General features: G+C 38.6%; 7 protein-coding genes. 4 read left to right on the plus strand and 3 right to left on the minus strand.

Annotated features, from left to right (window positions below; all coding sequences use genetic code 11):
- Positions 1 to 52: 52 nt before the first annotated feature.
- Positions 53 to 4,582, plus strand: a complete 4,530-nt coding sequence (gene gltB / locus EL165_RS25480) for a glutamate synthase large subunit (protein ID WP_002980546.1) — start codon at positions 53 to 55, stop codon at positions 4,580 to 4,582.
- Positions 4,582 to 6,018, plus strand: coding sequence for a glutamate synthase subunit beta (locus tag EL165_RS25485; RefSeq protein WP_002980545.1), 1,437 nt, complete (start codon positions 4,582 to 4,584; stop codon positions 6,016 to 6,018). Before gltB ends, EL165_RS25485 begins: the two co-directional genes overlap by 1 nt.
- A gap of 169 nt (positions 6,019 to 6,187) precedes the next feature.
- On the opposite strand, the gene EL165_RS25490 is transcribed toward EL165_RS25485, so the two are convergent.
- The 3 genes from EL165_RS25490 to EL165_RS25500 are packed head-to-tail and all read right to left on the minus strand — an operon-like array spanning position 6,188 to position 9,052.
- Positions 6,188 to 6,703 (minus strand): ClbS/DfsB family four-helix bundle protein, encoded by a 516-nt coding sequence (locus tag EL165_RS25490; RefSeq protein WP_002980544.1) that lies wholly within the window; start codon positions 6,701 to 6,703, stop codon positions 6,188 to 6,190.
- Between the two features lie 4 nt (positions 6,704 to 6,707).
- The gene (locus EL165_RS25495) at positions 6,708 to 7,712 is read right to left on the minus strand and encodes a cytochrome d ubiquinol oxidase subunit II (RefSeq protein ID WP_002980543.1); all 1,005 of its coding nucleotides are present in this window, start codon (positions 7,710 to 7,712) and stop codon (positions 6,708 to 6,710) included.
- Entirely contained in the window at positions 7,709 to 9,052 is a 1,344-nt protein-coding gene (locus EL165_RS25500) for a cytochrome ubiquinol oxidase subunit I (protein WP_002980542.1), read from the minus strand. Before EL165_RS25500 ends, EL165_RS25495 begins: the two co-directional genes overlap by 4 nt.
- A gap of 234 nt (positions 9,053 to 9,286) precedes the next feature.
- Here EL165_RS25500 and gyrB point away from each other — a divergent pair, with 234 nt between their 5' ends.
- Together gyrB and EL165_RS25510 are read left to right on the plus strand one after the other, a co-directional pair.
- The gene (gyrB, locus tag EL165_RS25505) at positions 9,287 to 11,221 is read left to right on the plus strand and encodes a DNA topoisomerase (ATP-hydrolyzing) subunit B (protein ID WP_002980541.1); all 1,935 of its coding nucleotides are present in this window, start codon (positions 9,287 to 9,289) and stop codon (positions 11,219 to 11,221) included.
- Positions 11,222 to 11,302: 81 nt separating this feature from the next.
- Entirely contained in the window at positions 11,303 to 11,725 is a 423-nt protein-coding gene (locus EL165_RS25510; RefSeq protein ID WP_002980540.1) for a DUF5684 domain-containing protein, read from the plus strand.
- The last annotated feature ends 1 nt before the right edge of the window (position 11,726 follow it).

Consider the following 11,726-nt stretch of genomic DNA (forward strand, 5'->3'; position numbering starts at 1 on the left):
ATTCTTTAAGATTGTTCTTTTTACTACATTTGATATGAAAATGAACATGTAGATGAATACAACACGAAAAAAAAATCCAGAAAATTTTAAAAAAAATCAGGGTCTTTATGAACCTGAATTTGAATTTGATTCCTGCGGAGTTGGTTTTGTAGCGAACATTAAAGGAGTAAAAAGTTACAAGATTATAAGTGATGCTATTACCATGCTGGAGAACATGGAGCATCGTGGTGCTACCGGATATGAAAGTAATACCGGGGATGGTGCAGGGATACAAATCCAGATCCCCCATGAGCTTTTATATGATGAGGCATTAAACGTTGGAATAGATTTACCGGAATCTGGATATTACGGTGTTGGAATGTTATTTTTTTCTCAGAATAATTTTATTCGGGAAGAATGTAAAGAGGTCATTGCACAGTCTGCAGATAAGTTACATCTTAAAATATTAGGATATCGGCCTGTTCCGGTGAGTAATATTGATCTTGGAGATTTGGCAAAGAGTGTAGAACCTGTGATGGAGATGCTTTTTATTGAGCGTCCTTTTGATGTGGATACTGAAAAAGATTTTGAGAGAAAGCTATTTATTTTTAAGAATTATATTTCTCATCAGATGACCAGTATTACAAATAATGATCCTATTGGGTTTTATGTAGCTTCTTTCTCCTGTAAAAAGCTTATTTATAAAGGCCAATTGAGAAGTATTCAGGTTCGGAATTATTTTAAAGACCTTACCAATCCTAAAATTCGTTCTGCATTTGGAATGGTACACTCCCGTTTTGCCACCAATACTTCACCTACATGGAGCCTGGCACAACCATTTAGGTTTTTAGCGCATAATGGTGAAATCAATACTTTAGGGGGAAATCTTAATTGGTTGAGATCTTCTGAAAAAATGTTCCAAAGTCCATTTTTTACCCCTCAGGAAATGGATATGCTTCTTCCTTTAACAAAACCGGGGCAGTCAGATTCTTCATATCTCGATAATATGGTAGAGCTGCTGTACCATTCAGGACGGTCGCTTCCTCATACAATGATGATGCTGATACCTGAAGCATGGGATGGCCATGAGCAGATGGAACATTACAAAAAAGATTTCTATGAGTTTCATGCTTGCTTGATGGAGCCTTGGGATGGGCCAGCATCCATTTCGTTTACAGATGGCGATATAATAGGAGCTACTCTGGATAGAAACGGGCTTCGTCCCTCACGATATTGTATTACATCGGATGATTTGGTCATTATGGCATCCGAATCAGGAGCATTATCTGTAGATTCTAAAAAAATAATTAAGAGAGGGCATCTTCAGCCGGGTAAAATGTTTCTTGTAGACATGAAAAAAGGAGTAATCATCAGTGATGATGAATTAAAAAAAGAAATATGTACTTCAAAACCCTACCGTGAATGGTTGGACAGTATGAGGATTAATATCACCGAATTACCTAACCCTAAAATTCGGTTCAATAAACTTCAGACAGAAGATATTTTTAAGTATCAGAAGGCATTCGGATATTCCAGAGAAGATCTGGATGGAGTGATTAAAGAAATGGCGTCTCACGGTAAAGAACCAATTGGATCAATGGGGTTTGATGCTCCTTTAGCTGTATTGAGTGAGAAGCCACAGCACTTAAGCTCATATTTCAAACAGTTATTTGCCCAGGTCACCAATCCACCGATAGATCCGATAAGGGAAAAACTGGTGATGTCTTTGACTACAATTATAGGAGGAAATGGCAATCTTTTAGAAGAGGATAAAAACTTTGCACATTCTATCAAACTGGACAACCCTGTTATTAATAATAATCAGCTTGAAAAATTAAGAAGTGTTGATACAGGTAGATTTCAAGCCAAAACGATTTATACTTATTTTAATGCAGGAGGAAAAGAAGGTGAACTAAAAAAAGCGATCGACAGGATTTGCAGGTATGCGGTAGATGCAGTAGACGATGGGTTTGAGGTAATTATACTTTCGGATCGGTCACTGGATTCTCAGCATGCATCTATTCCTTCATTACTGGCATGTTCGGCAGTACACCATCATTTGATCAGAAAAGGTATCCGTAGAAAGATCGGCTTGGTAATGGAGGTTGGAGATGTTTGGGAGGTTCATCATTTTGCAACGTTATTAGGATTTGGAGCAACGGCAATTAATCCTTATCTGGCATTGGCAAGTATCAGACAAATGTTTGATGATGGAGAATTTGAAGAAGAGGATTTACCAAGGCTAAAAGATAATTATAAAAAGGCGGTAGGAGATGGGCTTTTAAAGATCTTTTCTAAAATGGGAGTTTCCACCTTGCAATCTTATCATGGAGCACAAATTTTTGAAATTATAGGGTTGAATAAACTAGTGGTCAATACGTGCTTTACAGGAGCTGTTTCCAGAATTGAAGGTATTGGATTTGATGAAATTGCGAAGGAAGCTTTGATAAAACATCAGGATGCATTCAGGGAAGATATGGAAAACTCATTACTGGATACAGGAGGTATTTACCGGTGGAGAAGTAATAATGAATATCATCAGTTTAATCCACAGTCCATTCACTTACTTCAGCAGTCTGCCTGGAACAATGACTATGGTATTTTTAAAAAATATTCAAGACTTGTCAATCAGCAAATGGGTAAAGCCTCTCTATTGAGGGGATTACTGGAATTTAAAAATGACAGAAAGCCTATTTCGTTGGAAGAAGTTGAACCCATAGAAAACATAATGAAACGTTTCGCAACAGGAGCAATGTCCTTTGGGTCTATTTCGTGGGAGGCACATACCACATTGGCAATTGCAATGAACAGGATAGGGGCAAAAAGTAATACAGGAGAAGGAGGAGAAGATGAAGCCAGATATACACCTGACAAGAATGGAGATAATCTGCGTTCTTCCATTAAACAGGTTGCTTCCGGAAGATTTGGGGTTACTGCCAGATACCTTGCAGAAGCAGATGAAATCCAAATAAAGATGGCTCAGGGTGCTAAGCCGGGAGAAGGCGGGCAATTATCCGGGGATAAAGTGGATTCATGGATTGGTAAAACGAGACACTCGACACCTGGCGTTGGACTGATTTCTCCGCCGCCACATCATGATATTTATTCTATTGAAGATTTAGCTCAGCTTATCTTTGATTTAAAAAATGCTAATCGCCATGCCCGGTTATCGGTGAAGTTGGTTTCAAAAGCAGGAGTAGGAACTATAGCTTCGGGGGTTGCAAAGGCAAAAGCAGATCATATTCTGATTTCGGGATATGATGGAGGTACAGGCGCATCACCTTTAGGCTCAATCCGTCATACCGGTTTGCCTTGGGAGCTTGGATTGGCTGAAACACATCAGACTTTGATTAAAAATAAACTGAGACAAAGAGTTACTCTGCAGGTTGACGGGCAGATGAAAACAGGACGTGATTTGGCTATAGCTACTTTGTTAGGAGCAGAAGAGTGGGGAATTGCTACTTCTGCGCTCATTGTTGAAGGCTGTATATTGATGAGGAAATGTCATTTGAATACTTGTCCAGTAGGAATTGCCACTCAAAAGGAAGAATTAAGAAAAAAATTTAAGGGAAAAGCTGAACACCTGGTGAACTATTTTAAATTTCTTGCAATGGAAGTTCGTGAGATTATGGCTAATTTAGGTTTCAGGACCATTGATGAAATGGTAGGGCAGTCTCAATGTCTTGAAAGAAAAACAGATATTACCTTCTGGAAACATCAAAGGATAGACCTAAGCAGGATTCTTTATAAAATAGAAACCGATTTGCCGGTAATTAAATCTGAAGAACAGGATGCTGGGCTGGATCATTCTATTTCCTGGAAAATGGTTGAAGCGGCTCAATACGCCCTTCAGAATAATACATCGATGGAAGCCGAATTTGATATAAAAAATACGGATCGTACAGTTGGTACTATTCTTTCCCATGAATTAACCAAAATTTATAAGTCTGAGGGAATGAATGAACATTCATTACTATTTAATTTTAAAGGAACCGCAGGGCAAAGCTTTGGAGCATTTTGTAATAAAGGGATAACTATGCGTCTGGAAGGAGATGCTAATGATTATTTAGGGAAAGGGCTTTCTGGTGCACAGCTGATTATTTTTCCGCATAAAGAGGCTATTATCCGTGCCAATGAAAATAGTATTGTTGGTAATGTTGCTTTATATGGAGCCACTTCTGGAAAGGTATTTATCAATGGCATAGCAGGAGAGCGTTTTGCCGTTCGGAATTCCGGAGCTACTGCAGTTGTAGAAGGAATTGGTGATCATGGATGTGAATATATGACTGGAGGGAAAGTTATTGTCCTGGGAGGAGTCGGAAGAAATTTTGGCGCAGGAATGAGCGGAGGTATTGCTTATGTATGGGATGTAAATAAAACCTTAGAATATCATTTTAATCCTGATATGGCGGATCTGGAATCTATTACAGAGGATGATAAAGAATCGATCTTTAATCTGATCAGGGAACATTTTGAAAATACAGGAAGCACATTGGCAGAATATATAATAAGTGATTGGGATAACAGTTGTAAGCACTTTACGAAAGTGTATCCGAGAGAATATAAGAAAGTGATTGAAAACCAGATAAATGATATTACGTAATGGGGAAGATAGATGGATTTTTATTATATGAGAGGGAACTTCCTTCTAAACTGGATGTTGAAAAGAGACTTAAGGATTATAAGGAATTTATTCAGAAGCCTTCTGATGAGCAGTTGAATTGTCAATCGGCAAGATGTATGGATTGCGGAGTTCCGTTTTGCCAGAGTGGTTGCCCGCTGGGAAATCTCATTCCTGAGTTTAATGAAGCCGTATATAAAAAACAATGGCAAAAAGCATATCAGATTTTAATAGCTACAAATAATTTTCCTGAGTTTACCGGAAGAATTTGTCCTGCTCCCTGCGAAAGTGCATGTGTGTTGGGAATTAACGACAAGGCCGTTACCATTGAGGAAATAGAAAAGAATATTATAGAAATAGCTTTCGAGAAAGGTTTTGCCAAGCCAAGACTTCCCAAGCTGAAAACAGATAAAAAGGTTGCGGTAGTAGGTTCCGGACCTGCCGGATTGGCGGCAGCATATCAATTGAACCAGATGGGATATAGTACTACAGTTTTTGAAAGAGATCCTGAAATAGGAGGATTATTAAGGTTTGGAATACCGGATTTTAAATTGGATAAAAATATTGTAGAACGCAGAGTTCAGTGGATGAAGGAAGAAGGAGTTGAATTTTGTACCGGAATTAACGTTGGTGTTAATTATGCTGTAGAAGAATTGAACCGCAATTTTGATGCAATTGTATTGGCAACAGGAAGCACTGTTCCCAAAGATCTGGTCATTCCCAACAGGGATGCAAAAGGTATTTATTTCGCAATGGATTTTCTTAAACAAAGTAATAAAAAAGTAAGCGGGATTCCTTTTGAAGAAGAAGAAATTAATACGAAAGGAAAAAAAGTAGTGGTCATAGGAGGTGGAGATACAGGGTCCGATTGTATAGGAACTTCTAACCGTCAGGGAGCAGAAATTGTATACCAGATTTATTATAAACCTATGCAACCAACAGAACGGGATGAAACGATGCCATGGCCCACTTATCCTGCGCTACTGCAGATTACTTCCTCCCATGAGGAGGGTTGTGATCGTATGTGGTCTGTGAATTCAAAAGAATTTGTGAAAGATGAACATGGAAACCTGAAAGGAATTCGCCTGGTGGAAGCAGAATGGACTAAAGATTCTGATGAAGGAAAATGGAATTTATATACTGAAAAACCAGCATCTGAATTTGTACTCGAATGTGATATTATTTTTATTGCCTTAGGATATACGCATGTTGAGCATAAAGGGCTGGTTGAAGCATTAGATATTCACCTGGATCCAAAAGGGAACTTAATCGGAAATAATAAAGAATATAAAACCAATCAGGATAAAATTTTCACCTGTGGTGATGCCCGGAGAGGACAAAGTCTTGTAGTATGGGCTATTGCGGAAGGCAGACAATGCGCAGAGAAAATTGATGAATTTTTTAAAAATAAATCATGAAATAATCTGAATCCTGATTAGGTTATTTAAGAAAATTAGATGGGCAGCTGAAAGTAGGAAGTAGATAATTTTATATAGCTTCGAGCCTTTAATCCCGAATTTATTTTCTGTAATGGCCAATGAGGCACCAGACAAAATTGATAAAGAATTAAAAATAGAAGGTACAGAGTTATTCTGTACCTTTTTCTTTTTTCCATTTCCGGAGCTGTATTCTAAAATTTTTAAAAGGAGCAACTGTATTGATATGTATCCATTTCCATACGGGCCATTTAGCGGGTGTTGTTGCCCATTTCCTTTGTTCAGGTTCAAACAGGATTTTATCATCAAGGCCTTCAATCCATTTTATAATTTCATCGACTTGCTTTTGTAAGAGATCTCTTTGGTCTGCCAGACTATAGGAGCTATATTGCTCATAGAAAGACTGATATAATCCTTTTAAATTATTCCATTTATATTCAGGGGCAGGTGTTTTTACTTCCTTTCCTTTCTTTTCATCAGCTTCCCACTGTAGGAGCAGTTGGGTCCAGCCAATCTGATAGGATATATTCTGGGCTGGTGTTTTATCAACCCCTACTTTTAGCCAATCTTTTTCCTTTTCTTTAATATCATCGAATTCCTTGTTGTAAAGAAGGAACCTTTTTTTAATTTCTTCAATAAGTTCAGTTTTGTCTTTATAACCTTTCATAGTGTTATTTTCTAAGCTTACTGAAAGAAGCCATCAAATAAAATAAAAACGGCAGAATAAATAAAGATCCCAGCATCAATGCCCAGCCTAATGCAGCAATAGTTTTAGGCGGTGCCATATGTTCTAACAATGAAAGATGCTGTCCATTACCTAAAAGAATAATATCCGGATTATGCTGATAGGTAGCGGCCACAAGAATCATCACCATCTGAAAGCCTGCAAGAGCTCTCACCGGAAGTAATTTTTGGGTATTCAGTGCTCTTAAAATAAGCAGTAAAGCAACAGTAGCAAAAGCAATAGCCATAATGCCCAAAGGCTTTGAAAATACCCACATCAAAAGAGGAATATCTGAAAGGTAAGCAGTAGCAAATACCAGAATTCCTGTAATCACAACAAATATCATTGTTTGTTTTGATTTTCTTATCATTAATAGCAATTCTTCTTTCCCACGGGTTTCTCTTAATGAAAAAATAGACGCAAGATAAGCACACAACGCTACAGTAAATAAGCCCACAGAAACCCCAAACCAGTTCAGCCAGCTGAAAACATACAGATCCAGAAAACCTGTTGCATCAGGATTGATAGAGTGGGAAACCGTTGCAGCTGCAATTAACCCCAAAAAGAAGGGAGTCAAAAGGCTCGCATAATAAAATATCTGCGTATATAAAACCTGCCAATTGTCTTTCACAGCATCATAATGCCTGAACGTAAAAGCTGTTCCTCTTGCAATAATTCCTAAAAGCATTAAGACTAAAGGAATGTGAAGATAAGTAGACATAGTGGTATAAATCTCCGGAAAGCCAACAAAAAGGATAACGATGGCAATAATCAGCCACATGTGATTGGCTTCCCAAACAGGAGCAATAGATTCATACATAATCTCATGGGTTTTATGGCGGGCTTTTTTATTGGTGAACATTTCTACAATACCTGCTCCAAAGTCAGCTCCTCCCAGAATAATATAAAGACAAATGGATAGCCAGAGAAAACCTATTACAATGTAAATCATGATTTTTTGTTTTTATCGTTAAACTGAGAATCGGTAGGGTCATAAAGTTTTGGTACCATCTGTATCTGCCTTTTTAAAAGGAAAATCAGAATCAGTGATAAGGATACAAAAATTGCGGTGAAGAAATAGAATGAATATTGTATTCCCGGCATCGGGGTTACAGCATCTGCAGTTCTCATAATGCCATAGATAATCCATGGCTGTCTTCCTACTTCAGTTACGGTCCATCCCGCCTCCAGCGCAATATATCCAAAAGGCGTTGCGATGAGGAAGGTTTTTAACAGCCAGTTTTTACTCAGCCATTCTTTTCTGAAGAAGAAGGCATACAAATAGACAGCTCCGATAACAATCATAATCACACCGAAGAAGATCATAATCTGAAAAGCATAATGAACAACTGCAATCGGAGGCCACTCATCTCTCGGGAAATCCTTGAGACCTTTTACTTCGGAATTGAAATCATTGCTTACCAGAAAGCTTAAAACTTTTGGGATTTTCACTGCATATTTTACTTCTTCATTTTTCTCGTCAGGAATTCCTCCAATCACGAATGAAGCTCCTTTTTCAGTTTCAAAATGCGCCTCCATAGCCGCAAGCTTGATCGGTTGTCTTTCTGCAACGGATTTGGCTGCAACATCACCACTCAAAGGCGCACCAAATGCTCCAATCAGGGCAAAACCCACCGCAATTCTAAACGCTTTGGTGTGAAACTCAATATTCCTTTTTCGCATGATCATAAAAGCATGAACTCCTGCAACTGCAAATCCTGTTGCACAAAAAGCAGCAACCGTCATATGAAGAGCCTGAGGAAACCATGCATCATTGAACATCGCTTTGATAGGATCTATATTAAGGTATTGTCCATTGATATAATCAAAACCGGTGGGAGAATTCATCCATGAGTTGGCTGCCACCACCAGGATTCCGGAAGCAAGTCCGCTTAGTCCCACAAGAAATCCGCAGAACCAGTGAAACCATTTATTAAACCTTTCCCATCCATATAAAAAGAACCCAATGGCAATTGCCTCAATAAAAAAGGCTGTTCCTTCCAGAGAAAAAGGCATTCCGAAAATAGGACCGGCATGTTTCATAAAACCAGGCCACAAAAGTCCCAGCTCAAAGGAAAGCATTGTTCCGGAAACCGCTCCGGTGGCAAAAAGGATAGCCACTCCTTTGCTCCATGCTTTTGTTAATCCTTTATATACTTCATTGTTGGTTTTAAGATATTTCCAATGGGCAAAAGCCATAAGGAATGGCATCACCATACCCACACAGGAGAATATGATATGAAAGCCCAGGGAAAGTGCCATCTGAGCACGTGCTGCTATAAAATCATCCATAATATCAACTTTTCAGTAAATAAATTTACGCATAAATTATTGATGATGAATATGATTTACAACAGTTGCTATCTCACCAATACATTTTAATTTTGTTTCTTTTACCCGCTCACTAATCCTTATGTTTTTCTAAAGAAAACTCCACATTTTTTTGACACTTTTTAACTTTCATACCTCGAAAAAAATCACGATATTTGTGAGTCTTTGCATAGAGCAGGATTTTTAATATTTAATATGAGTCAAAAACAATATACAGCTAGTAGTATTCAGGCATTGGAAGGAATGGAACACGTTCGTATGCGTCCTTCAATGTACATTGGTGATGTAGGAGTCAGAGGACTTCACCACTTGGTTTATGAAGTAGTAGATAACTCTATTGACGAGGCATTGGCAGGGTACTGCGATACGATCTTCGTTAGCATCAAGGAAGGAAACGGAATTGAAGTAAGTGATAACGGTAGAGGTATCCCGGTTGATTTCCACGAAAAGGAGCAGAAATCAGCCCTTGAAGTTGTAATGACTAAAATCGGGGCCGGAGGTAAGTTTGATAAAGACTCTTATAAGGTTTCAGGAGGTCTTCACGGGGTTGGGGTTTCGTGTGTGAATGCACTTTCCAATGAGATGATCACTACTGTTTACAGAGACGGAAACGTTTATCAGCAGATTTATTCCAGAGGAAAAGCGCAGACCGGTGTTGAAGAGATTGGTCACAGCGAAAGAAGAGGAACCAAGCAGTTTTTCCAGCCGGATGATACTATATTTACAGAATTAGTTTACAATTACGATACATTAGCAAGCCGTTTAAGAGAGCTTTCTTACCTTAATAAAGGAATTACCATTACGCTTACCGATGAAAGAGAAAAATTGGAAGACGGATCTTTCCGTTCAGAAGTTTTCCATTCTGAAGGTGGTTTGAAGGAGTTTGTTGCTTATATTGACGGTAACCGTGAATCTATCATGGAGCATGTGATCTTCATGGAAGGAGAAAGAGATGATATCCCGGTAGAAGTAGCAATGCGTTACAATACTTCTTTCAATGAGAATCTTCACTCTTACGTTAACAATATCAACACCCATGAAGGGGGAACTCACCTGGCAGGTTTCAGACGTGCTTTGACGAGAACCCTTAAGAAATATGCTGATGATTTAGGAATTCCGCAGAAGGAAAAAGTAGAAGTTACAGGAGATGACTTCCGTGAAGGTTTAACAGCTGTAGTTTCCGTAAAAGTAATGGAGCCTCAGTTTGAAGGGCAAACTAAAACAAAATTAGGAAACTCTGAAGTTTCAGGGGCTGTAGATAAAATTGTAGGGGAAATGCTTACCAATTTCCTTGAAGAAAACCCAAATGAAGCGAAGCAGATCGTTCAGAAAGTGGTTTTGGCAGCAAAAGCAAGACAGGCCGCTAAGAAAGCGCGTGAAATGGTTCAGAGAAAATCTCCGATGGGAGGTTCCGGTCTTCCTGGAAAACTATCTGACTGTTCATCAAAAGATCCGGCAGAATCTGAAATCTTCCTTGTAGAGGGAGATTCCGCAGGGGGTACAGCCAAGCAGGGAAGAGACAGACACTTCCAGGCTATTCTTCCGTTAAGAGGTAAAATCCTGAACGTAGAAAAATCTATGCTTCACAAAGTATATGATAACGAAGAGATCAGAAATATCTATACAGCTCTTGGAGTTTCCGTAGGAACTGAGGAAGACAGCAAAGCATTGAACTTATCAAAACTGAGATACCACAAGATCGTTATCATGACCGATGCCGATATTGACGGATCTCACATTTCCACACTGATTCTTACTTTCTTCTTCAGATATATGAAAGAACTTATTGAGAATGGTTATATCTATATCGCTCAACCACCTTTATACCTGTTAAAGAAAGGAAACAAAAAAGTATACGCTTACAACGAAAAAGAGCGTGAAGAGTTTACTCTGGAAATGTCTCCGGACGGAAAAGGGGTAGAGGTACAGCGTTACAAAGGTCTTGGAGAAATGAACCCTGAGCAGCTTTGGGAAACAACCCTTAACCCTGAACACAGAATTCTGAAGCAGGTAACCATTGATAATGCAGTGGAAGCTGACAGTATTTTCTCCATGTTGATGGGTGACGAGGTTCCGCCAAGAAGAGAATTTATTGAGAAAAATGCAAAATATGCCAAAATTGATGCATAAACGTTTTTAAAAATATAATAAAAAAGCTTCCGATTATTTGGAAGCTTTTTTTATATTTGGACAAATCAAAAAACAAATAATATGTTAACTCTTTTACAAACAGACCCTTATAACGGGACAGATGCAGTGTCTGGCGCAGCCGCTGCAGGCATAGGAATGGGAGCTATGTTCTTCGGATTATTGTGCTATGTATTCTATGGATATTGCATGTACAAAATCTTTCAGAAAGCAGGAAGACAGGATGCCTGGGCTGCTTTTATTCCTATTTATAATACAATCGTATTGCTGGAAATCGTGAAAAAACCAATCTGGTGGATCATTCTTTTCTTTATTCCATTGGTCAATATTTTTGCATGCTGGGTTGTATATGACAGACTTGCCAAAGGATTTGGAAAAGAAACACCGCTTTACACGATTCTGATTCTGCTTTTCGGATTTATTTTTATTCCGGTATTGGGACTTGGAAGTGATCAATTCGATGGCAAACGTATTCCAAATGATTAAA

Source organism: Chryseobacterium gleum, assembly GCF_900636535.1.
Classification (GTDB): Bacteria; Bacteroidota; Bacteroidia; order Flavobacteriales; family Weeksellaceae; genus Chryseobacterium; species Chryseobacterium gleum.

Excerpts from the sequence above, each read along its gene's own strand:
- gltB (WP_002980546.1), top strand. The coding sequence starts at position 53 with ATGAATACAACACGAAAAAAAAATCCAGAAAATTTTAAAAAAAATCAG.
- EL165_RS25485 (WP_002980545.1), top strand. The coding sequence starts at position 4,582 with ATGGGGAAGATAGATGGATTTTTATTATATGAGAGGGAACTTCCTTCT.
- EL165_RS25490 (WP_002980544.1), bottom strand. The coding sequence starts at position 6,703 with ATGAAAGGTTATAAAGACAAAACTGAACTTATTGAAGAAATTAAAAAA.
- EL165_RS25495 (WP_002980543.1), bottom strand. The coding sequence starts at position 7,712 with ATGATTTACATTGTAATAGGTTTTCTCTGGCTATCCATTTGTCTTTAT.
- EL165_RS25500 (WP_002980542.1), bottom strand. The coding sequence starts at position 9,052 with ATGGATGATTTTATAGCAGCACGTGCTCAGATGGCACTTTCCCTGGGC.
- gyrB (WP_002980541.1), top strand. The coding sequence starts at position 9,287 with ATGAGTCAAAAACAATATACAGCTAGTAGTATTCAGGCATTGGAAGGA.
- EL165_RS25510 (WP_002980540.1), top strand. The coding sequence starts at position 11,303 with ATGTTAACTCTTTTACAAACAGACCCTTATAACGGGACAGATGCAGTG.